General features: G+C 68.9%; 10 protein-coding genes. All 10 read left to right on the top strand.

The window, feature by feature from the left end; all coding sequences use genetic code 11:
- Positions 1-7: 7 nt before the first annotated feature.
- The 10 genes from BM198_RS19795 (at position 8) to BM198_RS19750 (ending at position 16679) form a co-directional block, all read left to right on the top strand.
- On the top strand, positions 8-808 hold the full coding sequence (locus BM198_RS19795) for an aspartyl/asparaginyl beta-hydroxylase domain-containing protein (protein WP_074971857.1): 801 nt from the start codon (positions 8-10) through the stop codon (positions 806-808).
- Complete coding sequence (locus BM198_RS19790) at positions 805-1773, top strand: sulfotransferase (protein WP_139233671.1); 969 nt, start codon at positions 805-807, stop codon at positions 1771-1773. Before BM198_RS19795 ends, BM198_RS19790 begins: the two co-directional genes overlap by 4 nt.
- 171 nt (positions 1774-1944) lie before the next feature.
- Positions 1945-2442: a GNAT family N-acetyltransferase gene (locus BM198_RS19785; RefSeq protein ID WP_244165718.1), complete on the top strand. Its 498-nt coding sequence runs from the start codon at positions 1945-1947 to the stop codon at positions 2440-2442.
- Between the two features lie 11 nt (positions 2443-2453).
- A complete protein-coding gene (locus tag BM198_RS19780) occupies positions 2454-2762 on the top strand; it encodes a DUF6916 family protein (RefSeq protein WP_052807580.1) in 309 nt (102 codons plus the stop codon).
- A 72-nt stretch (positions 2763-2834) separates the two neighbouring features.
- On the top strand, positions 2835-3410 hold the full coding sequence (locus tag BM198_RS19775; RefSeq protein WP_240634142.1) for a phage tail protein: 576 nt from the start codon (positions 2835-2837) through the stop codon (positions 3408-3410).
- An 80-nt stretch (positions 3411-3490) separates the two neighbouring features.
- Positions 3491-4354 (top strand): sulfotransferase, encoded by an 864-nt coding sequence (locus BM198_RS19770; protein ID WP_074971853.1) that lies wholly within the window; start codon positions 3491-3493, stop codon positions 4352-4354.
- 41 nt (positions 4355-4395) lie between these two features.
- A complete protein-coding gene (locus tag BM198_RS19765; RefSeq protein ID WP_279626044.1) occupies positions 4396-12684 on the top strand; it encodes an Ig-like domain-containing protein in 8289 nt (2762 codons plus the stop codon).
- A gap of 49 nt (positions 12685-12733) precedes the next feature.
- Positions 12734-14230, top strand: a complete 1497-nt coding sequence (locus BM198_RS19760) for a TolC family protein (RefSeq protein WP_074971969.1) — start codon at positions 12734-12736, stop codon at positions 14228-14230.
- Positions 14231-14429: 199 nt separating this feature from the next.
- Positions 14430-15443 (top strand): hypothetical protein, encoded by a 1014-nt coding sequence (locus BM198_RS19755; RefSeq protein ID WP_074971852.1) that lies wholly within the window; start codon positions 14430-14432, stop codon positions 15441-15443.
- A gap of 132 nt (positions 15444-15575) precedes the next feature.
- Complete coding sequence (locus BM198_RS19750; RefSeq protein WP_074971851.1) at positions 15576-16679, top strand: hypothetical protein; 1104 nt, start codon at positions 15576-15578, stop codon at positions 16677-16679.
- Positions 16680-16698 lie beyond the last annotated feature (19 nt).

Below are 16698 nucleotides of genomic sequence, written 5' to 3'. Positions count from 1 at the left end.
GGGTTCCATGGACGAAGCCTTGCCGATCTGCTCCCGCCTGCCCTGGCGCTTCGATCTGGCGCCGCTGCTGGCGGCCCTGGAACGAATCGCCCCGACGGCCTGGGTGGCGCATTTCAACACCGGCTATTACCAGGGCGACTGGAGCGGGATCGACCTGGTGGCCGCGGTGGATGCGCCGATCCCCCTGGCGCCGGGTTTTGGCCCGGTGGCCCGCAGTGCCCTGTGCACGGCCGAACCGGCCTGGCTGGCGGCCATCGAATGGTTCGGCGAGGACCTGCGCAGCGCCCGCCTGCTGCGCCTGGGCGCCGGTGCCAGCATCCGCGAGCATTGCGACCCCGACCTGGGCAGCCCGGAAGGGCCGCTGCGCCTGCACGTGCCGCTGCTCAGCCCGCCGGATGTGGAGTTCCTGGTGGACGGCCGGCAGGTGCCGATGGCACCGGGGGAGTGCTGGTTCATCGACCTGTCCCGCCCGCACCGGGTGGACAACCCCGGCCCGGGGCCGCGCATCCACCTGGTGCTGGATTGCATGGTGAACCCACGGCTGCGCCAGGCCATCGCCGAGGGCCTCGCGACCACGCCCGCGCTGCAACCGAGCCGGGGCATGCGCGCCTTCGCCGCCTTCAACGAGCAGGTGCAGCAGCGGCCGGAACTGGCCCATGCCCTGCAACTGATCACTGACCCCACCGATTTCTGCCGCGATGCGGTGGCCGCCGGCCAGACCCTCGGGCTGGTGTTCAGCGAGGCGGATGTGCGCATGGTCATGCGCCAGGCACGGCAGGCCTGGAGCCGCCAATGGAGCATGCGATGACGGCCCTGGATTTCACTGAATGGCTGCCGATCCGCGCCTTCGAACAGGCCGGCAACTGGCAGCTGGACTGGGCCTGGTTCGGCACCACGCCCCTGGCCCGGCCCTTCTTCAGTGACGACGTGGACGAAGCGCTGCGCCTGCCGTTCAACCTGGCTCTGCGCCGCCAGACCGGCCTGGACGCGCTGCTCGACTGGCAGGCCCGCAGCCCCGGGCTTGAACCTTCGCTGCTGGTGTTCCACACCTCCCGTTGCGGCTCCACCCTGCTGGCGCAGTTGCTGCGAGCCCTGCCCGGGCACGTGGTGCTGTCCGAGCCGCCGCCACTGGATGCCGTGCTGCGCGCGCATTACCGCGACCCCGGCGCTTCTGCCTGGCAGGCGGAGACGGTGCGCGCGCTGTGCTCGGCCTATGGCCAGCGCCGCCGTGGCGACGAGACCCGGCTGGTGGTGAAGCTGGACGCCTGGAACCTGTTCGAGGCGCAGCTGCTGCGCCGGCTCTACCCCGAGGTGCCGTGCCTGTTCCTCTACCGCGACCCGCTGGAGGTGGTGGTGTCCCACCAGCGCCAGCCCGGGTTGCATGCGGTTCCCGGACTGCTCGGCCCGTCCGGGCTCGACGGCCTGCCGGGGCGGGAGGCGCTGGCGCTCGGCGACTACCTCGCCTGGATGGTCGGGCAGCTGCTGCAGGCCGGGCTCGAACAGTGTGTGGCCGGCGAGGCGGTGCCCCTGAACTACCGCGAGCTGCCCGGCGCCCTCTGGGGCCGCCTGGGCCCGCTGCTGGGCATCGACCCGGCCGCCGTGCCGCACCTGCAGGCCGTTGCCGGGCACGATGCGAAGCGCCCGGCGATGGCTTTCAGCGCCGACGGCGAGGCCAAGCGCAGCGAGGCGGACGACGCCACCCGGGCGGCCGTCGAGCGGTGGGCGAGGGCGCCTTTCGACGCGCTGGATGCGCTTTCACCCCGCCAGTTGTGAATGCCACTTCACATTCATTGCAGAAACCGCCGAACGGCGGTTTTTCGATGGTGGCCAACTGAAATCCTCGTCTATGCTCCCTGCAGGGAAATTGTAACCACCGTTGTAGGCCTTGCTCCCGGGGCCGGCAGGGATGCACGCCGTATGTCTCTCCACACCTTGAACCTCCGCTTGGCAACCGAAGCAGACCGCACCTTCCTGCGGGCGCTCTACGGCACCACCCGTGCCCACGAACTGGAGCACACCCCCTGGGACCAGGCCGCTCGCGAGCGTTTCGTCGACCAGCAGTTCCAGGCCCAGCGCAGCTACTACCAGGCGCACTACGCCGACGCCGAGCAATACGTCATCGAGCAGGCTGGCCAGCCCATCGGCCGCGCCTACCTGCTGTGGACCGACACCCACCTGCAAATCATCGACCTGGCGCTGTTGCCCGAGGCCTGTGGCCGAGGCATTGGCGGTGAGCTGCTGGGCCGCTTCCTCGAACGGGCCGACCGCGAGGGCCTCAGTGCGGGGCTGCATGTCGAGTCCTACAACCCGGCCCAGCGCCTCTACTTCCGCCATGGCTTCGAGGTGGTGGGGGAGAACGGTGTGTACCTGAAATTGCGCCGCCACCCGCGCGGCCATCAGGCCGCCGCCGAACCGGCGCTGCGCCCGGCCATGCCGTCCTGAGGAGCCTGTCCATGTACCCCATGCCGTCCTACGCGCTGCTCTCCGAGGCCGTCGGCCAGTCCTTCCACCTCTGGCTTTCGCCGGAACAGGTGTTGCCCGTCGAGCTGCTCGGTGTCGAGGAGGGCATCGCCATGACCCCTCGCCACCACTGCTACCACGCTCACTTCGTACTGCCGCCGCAGTGCAGCCTGCCCCAGGACGTGTACCGCCTGGGGCCGCCCGGCGAGGAGGGCTGGGCGCTGCTGCTGACCCCCGGCCAGCCCGTCGAGGATGGGCGCCATGTACTCCAGGCCGTGTTCCATACGGATCGGCCGGCATAACTACAACAACGAGCATGCATGTGCGACCGGGATTCCGGTTGCGCGAAACCAGAGCCAGAGGAGAGTCAACACGTGGATCCTTTCATCGGTGAGATCAAGATGTTCGGTGGCAACTTCGCACCCCGTGGCTATGCGTTCTGCATGGGGCAGAGCATGGCGATTGCGCAGAACACCGCACTGTTTTCCCTGCTGGGCACCACCTACGGCGGTAATGGCCAGACCACCTACGGCCTGCCGGACCTGCGTGGCCGCTCGCCGGTCGGCCAGTCCCAGGGGCCCGGCCTGTCGCTCATCGATCTGGGTGAGCTTGGTGGGGTTGAGAACGTGACCCTGCTGCAGACCCAGATGCCCATGCACACCCACCTCGCGTCCGGCACCAGCACGATCTCTGCCGCTGGCACACCGACCAACCCGGCACTGGTTCCGAGTGCGACCAACTCCGTCCTGGGTGGCTCCGCGGGCGGCTCGGCTTCGGCAGCGGCGATCTGGTCGAGCGCGATGTCGAACCCGGTCCCGCTGACCAACCCCAGCACCGTGAACGTGACGGTGCAGATCGCCGGCGGCAGCCAGCCGGTGGCCATCCGCAACCCCTACATCGGGATCAACTTCATCATCGCGCTGGACGGCATCTTCCCCTCGCGCAACTGAGGCACTCGACCCGCCGGTGCCTTGCGGCACCGGTGGCTCTCCGGCCCCGTATCACTGACAGGCAGACGTACACGCAGACCATGGCCCATCCATCACCCACCTATCACTTCATCTCGGGGCTGCCACGCTCGGGGTCCACGCTGCTGGCGGCACTGCTGCGGCAGAACCCGCGCTTTCACGCCGGCATGACCAGCCCGGTGGGCAGCTTCTTCTCGGGCCTGCTCAAGCAGTTCGGCGCCGACAGCGAGTTCGGCCCGGTGGTGACCCAGGAGCAGCGCAAGCGCCTGCTGGCCGGCCTGTTCAGCAGTTACTACGCGGACCAGAGCGGGCATGAGGTGATCTTCGACACCAACCGCCTGTGGTGCGCGCGTCTGCCGGCCCTGCTGGACCTGTTCCCCCAGGCCAAGGTGATCGCCTGCGTGCGCAACGTTGCCTGGGTGATGGACAGCATCGAGCGGCTCTACCGCGCCAACCCGTACGAGATCACCAAGCTGTTCAACGACGACAGCGAACGCAACACCGTCTACAGCCGGGTCGAGACCCTGGCCCAGCGCAACCGCCTGGTGGGCCTGGCCTGGTCGGCGCTGAAGGATGCCTATTACGGCGAGCACGCCCGCTCCCTGCTGCTGGTGGACTACGACCTGCTGGTGGCCACACCCGAGCGGGTGCTGCAACTGGTCTACGAATTCCTCGATGAGCCCTGGTACCCGCACGACTTCGAGCACGTTGAGTACGACGCCCCGGAGTTCGACCAGGCCCTGGGCCTGCGCGGTCTGCACAAGGTGCGGCCCAAGGTTGAAGTGGCGGCGCGGCGCACCCTGCTGCCGCCGGACCTGTTCGAGCAATACGCACAACTGGATTTCTGGAAGGACTCGCGCAACAGCGAGGCCCATGTGATCAGGACCTCCCGGGACGCCCGGGCCCTGGAACAAGAACGCAACTGAGCACCTGCCAAGGCGGGCGTCGGAATGAGGAGGTAGAAGTCATGGGCTGGGGTCTTTCGAAGAAGGCAGGTCGCAACGGCAAGGCCAAGGGTGCGGAGGCTGCGCCGCTGGCATGCCCGCTGCCGCTGATCAGTGCGCTGGAGCCGCGCATGATGTTCGACGGCGCAGTGGCGGCCACCGTCGCCGATACCGCCGCCGCGACGGCGACAGCCGCTCCCACGGCCGATGCGGCCCATGACACCGGCGCCCGCGACAGCAGCCACGCGAGCACCCCCGACAACAACCATGGCACCCAGGACCTGCAGGCCAGTCCGGTGACCGATGGTCAGAGCGGCGTGCGCAAGGAAATCGTCTTCGTCGACACCCGCGCGCCGAACTACCAGGAGCTGCTCAAGGCCGTCTCGCCCAATGCCGAGGTGGTGCTGCTGTCCACCAACAAGGACGGCGTGCAGCAGATCGCCGACGCCCTGGCCGGGCGCACCGGCATCGATGCCATCCACATCATTTCCCACGGCGATTCCGGGGTGCTGCTGCTGGGCAACGGCCCGTTGTTCGAGGGCAACCTCGCGCAGTACGCGTCCCAGCTCTCCACCATCGGCAAGGCGCTGACCGCCGAGGGCGACATCCTCCTTTACGGCTGCGAAGTAGGGGCGGGCAGCGAGGGCCATGCCTTCGTCTCCAAGCTGGCGGACATGACCGGTGCGGACATCGCCGCATCCGACGACAACACCGGCGGCAACGCCAAGGGCGGTGACTGGGACCTGGAGGTCACCACCGGCCAGATCGCCGCCAGCAATGCCCTGAACCTGTCGCGCCTGGGCAGTTACGACCACCTGCTGGTGACCACCTCGGTGAGCACCCTGGCCCAGTTGAAGAGCGCCATCACCACGGGTGTTGCCGACAACGTCGACGATGTCATCACCCTCACCGGCAACATCACCTTCACCGGCTTCAACGACACCATTTCCATCCATGTCACCGACGGCCACACCCTGCAGATCGTCGGCGGTGGCTTCGCCATCGACGGGGCCAACAAGGCTCGGATACTGGACGTGAACACCAGCGGCGCCAACTCCAAGGTCGCGCTGGACAACATCACCATCCGCAATGGCCTGATCGTCGGCAACGGTGGCAACGAGAACTCGGCCGCACCCGATAGCGTGGGTGCCGGTATCTACAACGCCGGCGTACTGACCATCACCAACAGCACCATTACCGGTAACAAGGCGTCTGGCGGCGGCGGCGGGGGTGGCGACTCCGGTGGCTACTACGGCGGTGGCGGCGGTGGAGGCGGTGGCTTTGGAACGACTCCCGGCGGCTCCGGCGGCAGCAGTGCTGGCGCCGGGGTCTCGGCCACGCCCGCTTCCGGCATCAGCGGCGGCAATGGCGCGGGCGGTACCAGTAGCTTCGGGGGGCGTGGCGGCGGTGCGGCCGGCGGCGCTGGGGGCAGCTACAGCGGTGACGGCAACAGCACCACCGGTTACACCGCAGGGGGCGGAGGTGGGTCGGCCAACAACGGCACCACCAGCATTGGCGGTGGCGGCGGCGGCGGCGGTGTTGCCGCCGTCGGCGGCAAGGGGGGCGCCGCTGCGGGGGGTATCTACAACACCAGCAGCGGCATCCTGACCATCGTCAACAGCAGCCTGACCAACAACCTGGGGGCTGGTGGTGGCGGCGGTGGCGGTGTTTCCAACGACGCGGCCACGGGGCCTGGCAACAGGGTCGGCAATGGTGGAGCGGGCGGTGCCGGGGTCGGTGCCATCTGGAACGCCGGCGGCACCGTGCGCATGGACAACACCAGCTTCAATACCCTGACCAACGGCAACATCGGTGCAGGTGGCCTGGGTGGCAAGGCGGCCGGCGGCACGAACGTCAACGGCGCCGACGGTGAGTCCACCTCGACCATCTCCACCACCAATGGCGGCATCACCGATACCAACTACAACCCCAACGCCGCGCCCACTATCGGCAACCTCAACGGTGACAGCGTCGCCTGGGGCGGCGTGGGCAATACCGTGCGCCTCGATGTGGGCAGCAACGCCAGCCTGGCCGATGCCGAGCTGGGCGCGTTGAACAGCGGCAACGGCAACTGGTCCGGGGCCAGCCTGGTGATCCAGCGCAACGGCACGGCGGTGAGCAGCGATGTGCTGGGCTTCGACACCTCCGGTGCGCTGTTCACCGTCAGCGGCAGCAACCTGCAATCGGGCGGGCTGACCTTCGCCACCTTCACCAACACCGGCGGCGTGCTGACCATCACCTTCACCAGCAGCGCTACCACCGCCACCACGGCGCTGGTCAACGACGTGGCGCAGCGCATCACCTACCGCAGCGACACGCCGGCCGGCGATGCCAACGTCAAGGTCACCGTCAATGACGGTGCCGGCGGCAGTGCCACCGCAAACGTCACCGTGGCCAGCGACTTCATCTACGTCACCAACGCTACCGACACCGCGACCATCGACCCCAGCAACGGCACCAGCTTCAGCGAGGCCGTGGCCATCGCCGCGGCCGACAGCACCGGCACCCAGACCATCATTTTCGCCAGCAACCTGGCCGGCCAGGCGCTGAACCTCAACGCCGTGTCGATCAACGAAAGCCTGACCCTCGACATGGACCAGGCCAGCGGCCTGATCCTCACCGGCGGCACCATTACCCTGGGCGCGGGCACCACCCAGACCTTCACCCACGGTGCCGGCGACACGGCGACCATCGCCAGCCTCATTTCCGGCAGCGGCGCCGTGACCAAGGCCGGGGCCGGCAACCTGACCCTCTCCGGCGCCGCCAATACCTTCTCCGGTGCCACCACCATCAGCGCCGGCACCCTGACGGCCAGTGGCGGGGATGCGATCTCCTCCAACAGCAGCGTGTCCGTCGCCGCAGGCGCCACCCTGGCCCTGGCTGGCAACGAGGCGATCGGCAACCTCTCCGGCGCCGGCTCGGTGACGCTCGGCAGTTTCAGTCTCACCAGCACCCAGACGGCGGACACCACCTTCTCCGGCTCCATCAGCGGCACCGGTGGAGTGGTTTTCAGTCAGAGCGGTTCCGCCACCTACTCGACCACGCTTTCCGGCACCAACACCTACACCGGCGCCACCCTGCTGGCCAACTACGCCTGGCTGAAGCTCAATGGCGACGCCTCCATGGCCGACAACAACGTCGTGCGGGTCAACGGCAACAGCGTCCTGACGCTGCTCTCGAACCAGACCATCGGCAGCCTGGCGAGCAACAACGCCAATGCCAGCATCCAGCTGGGCAGCTACACGCTCACTGCCGGGGGCGACAACACCACCACCTCGGTGCTCGGGGTGATTTCCGGCACCGGCTCGCTGGTCAAGCAAGGCAGCGGCACCCTGACCCTGTCCGGCAGCAATACCTACGGTGGCACCACCACCGTCTCCGGCGGCACCCTGTCGATCTCCGGTGACGGCAACCTGGGCGGCGACACGGTCATCCTGGCGGGTGGAACCGTGCTCGACGTCTCCGGCGCCACCACCATCAACAACGCCATCGTCCTGACCGGCAACAGCAGCATCGGCAACAGCAACGCCGTCACCCTCAGTGGTGCCATCAGCGGTGCCTACGACCTGACGAAGACCGGCAGCGGCACCCTGACCCTGTCCGGCAGCAATAGCTACGGCGCCACCACCGTGAGCGCCGGCACCCTGAGCGTGAGCAGCGACGGCAACCTGGGCTCGGGGGCGGTGAACCTGGCCGCCGGCAGCACCCTGTTGGTGTCCAGCGCCACCACCATCGACAACGCCATCGTTCTCGGCGGCAATGCCACGGTCAGCGCAGCGGCCAACGCCACCCTGTCCGGGGTGATCAGCGGTGCCTTCACCCTGACCAAGTCGGGAGTCAACACCCTGACCCTGTCCGGCAGCAACACCTACGGTGCCACCACCGTGAGCGCCGGCACCCTCAGCGTCGCCAGCGACAGCAACCTGGGCAACGGCACCGTTACCCTGGCCTCCGGCTCGACCCTGGCGGTGACCAGCGCCACCACCATCGACAACGCCATCGCCCTCAGCGGCAGCGCCACGGTCAACACCGGCGCCGACACTACCCTGTCCGGGGTGATCAGCGGCAGCAACAGCCTGACCAAGTCCGGTGCCAGCACCCTCACGCTGACCGGCAGCAACACCTTCACCGGCAGCACCAGCGTCAACGCCGGCACCCTGAGCGTCGCCAGCGACGCCAACCTGGGCGCCGGTGCGCTCAACCTGGCCAACGGCACCACCCTGCAGATCACCGGCAACACCACCATCGACAACGCCCTGGCGCTTACCGGCCTGGTCACCGTCAATGCCGGCGCGGCCGCCACCCTGTCCGGCACCATCAGCGGCACCGGCAGCCTGACCAAGACCGGCGCCAGCAACCTGACCCTCTCCGGCAGCAACACCAACAGCGGCACCACTACTGTGTCGGCGGGCACCCTGGTGGTCGACGGCAGCACCAACAGCGCCACCACCGTGGCCAGCGGTGCGACCCTGGCCGGCAGCGGCACCCTGGGCGGCGACGTCACTGTGCAGAGTGGCGGGACCCTGTCCCCGGGCGGCGCGGGCGTTGCCACCCTGACCGTCAACGGCAACCTGACCCTGGCCTCGGGCAGCACCCTGGCCCTGGACATCAACGGCACCACCGCTGGCACCGGTTACGACCGGGTGGTGGTGAACGGCGCCGTCGATGTGTCCGGTTCCACCCTGGCGGTGACCCATGGCTACGCAGCCGGCAGCGGTGACAGCTACACCGTGATCGTCAACGACGCCGCCGATGCCGTGACTGGCACCTTCAGCGGCGTCACCGAGGGCACCAAGATCAACGCGTCGGGCAACGGCACCGAGCTGACCACCAGCTACATCGGCGGCAGCGGCAACGACCTGACCCTGACCGCGCCCATCGCCCCGACCGTCACCAGCGTGTCGTCCAGCACTGCCAACGGCACCTACAAGATCGGCGACGTCATCACCGTCACCGTGCAGTTCGACAGCGCGGTGAACGTGACCGGCACCCCGACCCTGACCCTGGAGACCGGTGTCACCGACCGGGTGCTCAACTTCGTGTCCGGCTCGGGCACCGACACCCTGACCTTCAGCTATACCGTGCAGGCCGGCGACAGCTCCGCCGACCTCGACTACGCCTCCAGCTCGGCGCTGAGCCTGAACGGCGGCACCATCAAGGATGGCGCCAACCAGAACGCCATCCTCACCCTGCCGACCCCCGGCGCCGCCGGCTCCCTGGGCGCCAACAAGGCCCTGGTGGTGGACGGCGTGCGCCCGGCGGCCACCAGCATCACCCTCAGCGACACGGCCCTGCGCATCGGCGAGACCGCCACCGTCACCGTGACCTTCAACGAGCGGGTCACCGGCCTGGACATTGCCGACTTCAGCGTGGCCAACGGCAGCCTGAGTGGGCTCAGCAGCAGCGATGGCGGCCTGACCTGGACGGCGACCTTCACCCCCAGCGCCAACATCGCCGACGCCACCAATGTCATCACCCTCGACAACACCGGGGTGATGGACCAGGTGGGCAACATCGGCAGTGGCACCACCGATTCGGTCAACTACGCCATCGACACCCAGCGTCCGACGGCCACCATCGTGGTCACCGACACCGTGCTGAAAGCCGGGCAGACCACCACGGTCACCATCACCTTCAACGAGGCGGTGACCGGGCTGACCACGGCGGACTTCAGCGTCGCCAACGGCACCCTGAGCGGCCTCAGCTCCAACGACGGTGGCGTCACCTGGACGGCGACCCTGACGCCCAGCAACAACATCACCGACCCCACCAACCTGATCACCCTGGACAACACCGGCTACACCGATGTCGCCGGCAACGCCGGCAGCGGCACCACCGACTCCACCAACTACGCCATCGACACCCAGCGCCCGACCGCCACCATCGTGGTCACCGACACCGCGCTGAAGGCCGGGCAGGGCACCACCGTCACCATCACCTTCAGCGAGGCGGTGACCGGGCTTGGCATTGGGGACTTCAGCGTCGCCAACGGCACCCTGAGCGGCCTCAGCTCCGCCGACGGCGGCATCACCTGGACGGCGACCCTGACGCCCAGCGCCAACGTCACCGACCCGACCAACCTGATCACCCTGGACAACACCGGCTACACCGACGCCGCCGGCAACACCGGCACCGGCACCACCGACTCCAACAACTACGCCATTGACAGCGTGCGTCCGACGGCCACGATCACGGTGGCTGATACGGCTTTGTCCATCGGTGAAACCACCACGGTGACCATCAGCTTCAACCGGGCCGTGACAGGCCTGGACATTGCCGACTTCAGCGTGGCCAACGGCAGCCTGAGCGGGCTCAGTACCAGCGATGGCGGCCTGACCTGGACGGCGACCTTCACGCCGAGTGCCAATGTCAGCGATGCCACCAACGTCATCACCCTGGACAACTCGGGTTACATCGACGCTGCCGGCAACACCGGAACCGGCACCACCGATTCGGTCAACTACGCCATCGACACCCAGCGCCCGACGGCCACCATCGTGGTCACCGATACTGCGCTGAAGGCCGGGCAGACCACCACCGTCACCATCACCTTCAACGAGGCCGTGACCGGGCTGACCACGGCGGACTTCAGCGTCGCCAACGGCACCCTGAGCGGGCTCAGCTCCAACGACGGCGGCATCACCTGGACGGCGACCCTGACGCCCAGCAACAACCTCACCGACACCACCAACCTGATCACCCTGGACAACACCGGCTACACCGATGTCGCCGGCAACGCCGGCAGCGGCACCACCGACTCCAACAACTACGCCATCGACACCCAGCGCCCGACGGCCACCATCGTGGTCACCGACACGGCACTGAAGGCCGGGCAGGGCACCACCGTCACCATCACCTTCAGCGAGGCGGTGAGCGGGCTGACCACGGCGGACTTCAGCGTGGCCAACGGCAGCCTGAGCGGGCTCAGCTCCGCCGACGGCGGCATCACCTGGACGGCGACCCTGACGCCCAGTGCCAACGTCACCGACCCGACCAACCTGATCACCCTGGACAACACCGGCTACACCGACGCCGCCGGCAACACCGGCACCGGCACCACCGACTCCAACAACTACGCCATCGACAGCCGTGCCCCGGCCGTCACCTCCGTCAGCGTGCCGGCCAACGGTACCTACGTGGCCGGCAACACCCTCGACTTCACGGTGAACTTCGATGAGGCCGTGACCGTCGACACCACCGGCGGCACGCCGCGCCTGGCGATCACCCTGGACACCGGCGGTACCGTCTACGCCAACTATGTCAGCGGTTCGGGCGGCACCGCCCTGGTGTTCCGCCTCACCGTCGCCAGCGGCCAGCAGGACAGCAACGGCATCGCCGTTGGCGCCAGCCTCGATGCCAACGGCGCGACCCTGCGCGATGCCGCCGGCAACAACGCACAGACCGTGCTCAACAACGTGGGCTCCACCGCCGGCGTGCTGGTGGATACTGCTGCGCCGCAGGTCACCAACATCGCCATCGATGGCACCTCGCCGACCCGCGACACCACCCTCAGCTTCACCGTGACCTTCAGCGAGGACGTCAGCGGCGTCGACCTGGCCGACTTCGCCCTGGCCACCAGCGGCAGCGCCAGCGGCACCCTGCTGTCGCTGGTGCAGGTGGATGCGCGTACCTACCGCGTTACCGTCAGCGGCGTCACCGGCCAGGGCACCCTCGGGCTGTCCCTCGCGGCCGCCGGCAGCGGCATCACAGACACCGTTGGCAATGCCATGGCGAACAACTTCGCCACCGTGGGCTACGTGCTCGGCGGGGTCGAGGGCGACCCCGAGTTCCGCGTCAACCCGTCGCCCAGCGTACCGACCACGCCGACCACGCCGACCCAGCCCAACGTGCCCAGCGTGCCGCCCTCCAGCACCACCTCGCCGTTGCTGCCGCCGCCGCTGTTCGAGCAGCCGACCCTGGGCAGCGGGGTGCCCACCGTGGGCAACATCTTCATCAACCCGAACGCCCTGGCGCCCAGCTACATCGCCCAGGTCTTCGCCAGCAGCGACAGCTCCGCCAGTGACGGCGGCGCCAACGGCTTCCTCGGCTTCGGCGGGGGCGACGGCGGCGTGTTCGGCAGCAGCAGCTTCTCCAGCATGTTCGGCAAGGATGTGCCGCAGCAGGACATGCAACTGAAGGTATTCGACGGCAAGCAGTGGCGCGGTGGCGACACCGGCAAGAGTGGGCGGGGCCTGACCGGCGCGCCCACCCTCGGCCAGCAACTGCACGCCATGAAGGAAGCCGACCTGCGCTCGGTGCGCGAGTTGGCCCAGGCCCTCGGGCAGGTGGCGGGGACCACCACCCGTGGCTGACATGACAAGAAAGGGAATCACCGTGCCGTACCAGGGGGCGGCCGCCAGCATGAACCAGACCTACAAGCTCTTCACTGCCAGCCTATTGGCCTTGGCCATCAGCGGGTGCGCCGTGACCACCCAGCCCATCGACCGCAGCGAGAGCGAGGCCCGCGCGCGGGCGGACCTCTCCAGCATGTTCAAGGACCAAGAGCCCCTCAGCGGGCCCCTGACCCTGAACGAGGCCATGGCCCGCGCCATCAAGTACAACCTCGAGGCGCGCCTCAAGGTGATGGAGCACGCCCTGGCCGAGCGTCAGCTGGACCTGGCCACCTTCGACATGCTGCCGCGTATGGCGCTGTCCGCTGGCTACGCCGGGCGCAACAACGTCAGCGCCTCCAGCAGCCGCAGCATCGAGACCGGTTCCCAGTCCCTGGAACCGTCCACCTCCCAGGACCGCGACCGTGGCGTGGCGGACCTGACCATGGTGTGGAACGTGCTCGACTTCGGCGTCAGCTACATGAGCGCCAAGCAGCAGGCCGACCAGCGCCTGATCGTCGAGGAGCGCCGCCGCAAGGTCGTCCACACCATCACCCAGGACGTGCGCTCCGCCTACTGGCGGGCCGTGGCCGCCGAGCGCCTGCTCAAGCAGATCGACAGCCTCATGGCCCGCGTCGACAAGGCCCGCGATGACAGCCGCAACCTCAGCACCCAGCGCATCGGCGATCCGGTGCAGGCGCTGAGCTACCAGCGCGCGCTGATCGAGGCCACCCGCCAGCTGGAAGAGCAGCGCCGCGCGCTGTCCCTGGCCAAGACCGAGCTGGCCGCGCTGATCAACCTGCCGCTGAACACCGACTTCCAGCTGGCCGCCAGCAACGACTACACGGTGCCCGAGCTGAAGGTGAACTTCGCCCAGCTGGAGCAGCAGGCCCTGGCCAGCCGCCCGGAACTGCGCGAGCAGGACTACCAGGCGCGCATCAGCGCCGCCGAGACCCGCAAGGCCATGCTGCGCCTGCTGCCCGGCCTGGAGTTCTCCGCCGGCGGCCACTACGACAGCAACAGCTTCCTGGTGAACCAGAGCTGGGCCGACTACGGCGTGAAGGTCACCTGGAACCTGTTCAACGTGCTCTCCGCCCCGGCGGCCATCGACGTGGCCAAGGCCGGCCAGGACGTCACCGTGGCCCGCCGCCAGGCCATGTCCATGGCCATCCTCGCGCAGCTCTATGTGGCCAGTGCCAACTACGCGGAGGCCCGCCGGCAGTTCCAGACCAGCCAGCAATTGGCCGACCTGGACGGGCAGATCGCCGAGCAGTTGCGCAACCGCTACAGCACCCAGAGCATCGGCGAGCTGGAGCTGATCCAGGGCGAGCTGAACACCCTGCAGGCCCAGCTCAAGCGCGACCTGGCCTACGCCGACCTGCGCAACGCCTACAACCAGGTGTTCGTCAGCGCCGGTGTCGACCCGCTGCCCGGCTCCCTGCCGGACACCCGCCTGAGCACCCTCGCCAACGCCCTGGCCAGCAGCCAGGCGCGCCTCGAACAGGGCGACATCAGCCCGGCCAAGTAAGCGCCGGCGAGCCTGCCCGGTGGATCGTGCCCCTGCGATCCGCCGGGTGGGCCCGCATGCCTTCCTTCCTCTTCCTGACGATCCTGCGTCCGTCTTGTGAATCCACGAGTGTGATCGGCCTCGCGGATGGCCACCTGCGCCTGTCCGCCTTCCCGGGCTTTCTGCGAGCATGGGCGCCTGCTATTGCCGAGGTGCGCCGATGATCCCCGTTCCCAACCCCACCGTGTTCCTGATCATCGGGTTGATCTACCTGCTCGGCGTGCTGGCCGTGCCCGTGCTGCTGGCCCTGACGGCCTCCCTGTGCTGGCCGCGCTCGCGTCGGCATGTGCTGGCACGCCCGTGGCGCTACGGCTTGCTGACGCTGGTGATGCTGGTGCCGGTGGGACTGATGGGCGCTTTGTGGCTGCAGGAGCGCGAGTTCGCGGCGGAATTCGCCGCCCGCGAGGCGGCGCTCAACCCGCGCCTGGAGCAGCCGCTGACCCTGGGCGACCTGACCTTCCCGGCGGGCAGCCAGGTCAAGCTGGAAACCCTCGATCCGCTGGACTGGCAGGACCAGCCCCAGCCCCACGGGCTGGAGAGCCTGAAGGAGGCCGAGCTGCCCGCGCCCATGGCACTGCTCGGCTTGCAGGTGGACGCCCTGGACCTGCCGACCGGCTATGACTCCAGCCGCGTGCGCCTGGCCCGCGAAGGCCAGGTGGACGGGTGGCCCTGCGCCGCCGGGGAGTGGGTGGAGTTCCGTCGCACCCAGGAGGACCGCCTGAAGCCCGCCGGCTGGCACTTCGAGAGCTGCCCGCTGACCCCCGGCCACTCCGTGCAGGGTATCGACTGGCCGACCGGCACGACGCTGCGGCAGCTGGGCGAGCACTGGGTGCTGCGCAACGACGGCCCCGCCGACCTGCCGTTCGATGGCCTGCACTGGCTGTCCCTGGTGCTGGAGCTGGATGCCCGGCGCGAGCCGGTGCTCTGGGAGGGCGAGCTGGCCCGGCCGCTGGTGCTGGGTGGCTGGCACTACCCGGTGGGCACCCGCGTGCGTCACGAGGGGGATGGCCTGTCGCTGTTCAGCCCCACCGACCGGGCCGTGGCGGTCCGCGAGGCAGATGGCCTGAAGCAGGGCGCCGGTCGCTCGATCCTGCAGCGGCGCAGCGACGGCCAGGTGCTGAAGATGCCGGCCAACGACGAGGTGGGTGTCATCGACTGGATGGTCCTCGAATAGCCCCGGGGCCCCTTTCGGACCGGGCTTTCCGACCTTTCGCCCGCACCCGTCACTGGGTCCCGATTGCCCGTTGCAGCCAGCTCTGGGAGGGTAGCCGCTGCCCTGAGGCGTTGGAATTTTCGGGAGTCAGTCATGAAACTCGTTCTGCACTTCGACGGTTCTGTCGCGATCAATACCCTGCGCCAGGTGCTCCTGGCCGCTGGTGAAAACACCACCGTGCACTACGGGGCCGCCCACGGCCTGGATGCGGGGGCGCTGCTGTCGGTGGTGAGCGCCGCCGGCAGCGACCGCCGCCTGGTGCTCGGTTTCGACGGGGCCCGCGCCGAGACGCGCAACCTCCAGCAGGCGGTGAGCTTCGCCGGCCCGCACACGGCGGTGGAGATCAACGCCGCCCAGGCGGTTAACCCCGCTGCACTGCGCTCGACCCTGGCGGCGGCCGGTGATGGTCGCCAGGTGCGTGCCACCTTCACCGGCGGCCGCGCCAATGCCGAAGCTCTACTGGCCGCGCTGGGCGTGGCGGGTGAGCGGGTCGACATCGGCATCGGTGCCGCCCAGTCACTGGCCCCGGAAGCGCTGCTGGCGGCCCTGGAAGCGGCCGGTGACGGGCGCAACCTCGCCGTGGAACTCAGCGGCACGCAACCGGCCGCGCACCTGCTACAGGCGGTCGAGGCGGCCGGGGCGAGCACCGGCATCGTCATCGGTGGCGCCCAGGCCCTGACGGCGGATGAGCTGCGCGACACGCTGGGCGCCGCAGGCAACGGCCGCCACCTGAGCCTGGTGTTCAACGGCGGGCAGGCCGGCGAGACCGACCTGGCGAGCGTGGTGGCTGGCGCCGGCACCAACACCCTGGTGCGGGTGAACACTGCCGAGTCCCTGGACAGCGCCAGCCTGCTGGCCTGCATCGGTGCCACCGGCAACACCCGGCAGCTCTCGGTGGAATTCAACGGCGCCCTGCAGGCCGAGGTGAACCTGGCCCTGGCGCTGGAGGCAGCCGGGGTGAGCACCACCGTGGCGGTGAACACGGCCCAGGAGGTGGCCGAGCCCAGCCTGCTGGCTGCCTTCGAGGTGGCGGGCGACCAGAAGCGCTTCGACGCCGCGTTCAACGGCGCACAGCTGACACCGGAAGCCCTGCAGCGTTATGCCGGGGCCGCCGGCCAGCAGGTGACCCTGAGCATCGGCGGCGCCCATGCGCTGCCGCTGCCGGCGTTGCTGGAGGCCGTTCGCCTGGCAGCCTGACCGCTGGCTTGGCCGCACC

Source organism: Metapseudomonas otitidis (assembly GCF_900111835.1).
Classification (GTDB): domain Bacteria; phylum Pseudomonadota; class Gammaproteobacteria; order Pseudomonadales; family Pseudomonadaceae; genus Metapseudomonas; species Metapseudomonas otitidis.
The sequence above is the reverse complement of the archived record's forward strand: the minus strand, read 5'-3'. Positions and strand labels throughout refer to the sequence as shown.

What these genes read in the sequence shown, in the direction of transcription:
- BM198_RS19770 (WP_074971853.1), top strand. Translation starts at nt 3,491, where the DNA reads ATGGCCCATCCATCACCCACCTATCACTTCATCTCGGGGCTGCCACGC.
- BM198_RS19760 (WP_074971969.1), top strand. Translation starts at nt 12,734, where the DNA reads ATGAACCAGACCTACAAGCTCTTCACTGCCAGCCTATTGGCCTTGGCC.
- BM198_RS19795 (WP_074971857.1), top strand. Translation starts at nt 8, where the DNA reads ATGGACGAAGCCTTGCCGATCTGCTCCCGCCTGCCCTGGCGCTTCGAT.
- BM198_RS19750 (WP_074971851.1), top strand. Translation starts at nt 15,576, where the DNA reads ATGAAACTCGTTCTGCACTTCGACGGTTCTGTCGCGATCAATACCCTG.
- BM198_RS19780 (WP_052807580.1), top strand. Translation starts at nt 2,454, where the DNA reads ATGTACCCCATGCCGTCCTACGCGCTGCTCTCCGAGGCCGTCGGCCAG.
- BM198_RS19765 (WP_279626044.1), top strand. Translation starts at nt 4,396, where the DNA reads ATGGGCTGGGGTCTTTCGAAGAAGGCAGGTCGCAACGGCAAGGCCAAG.
- BM198_RS19755 (WP_074971852.1), top strand. Translation starts at nt 14,430, where the DNA reads ATGATCCCCGTTCCCAACCCCACCGTGTTCCTGATCATCGGGTTGATC.
- BM198_RS19790 (WP_139233671.1), top strand. Translation starts at nt 805, where the DNA reads ATGACGGCCCTGGATTTCACTGAATGGCTGCCGATCCGCGCCTTCGAA.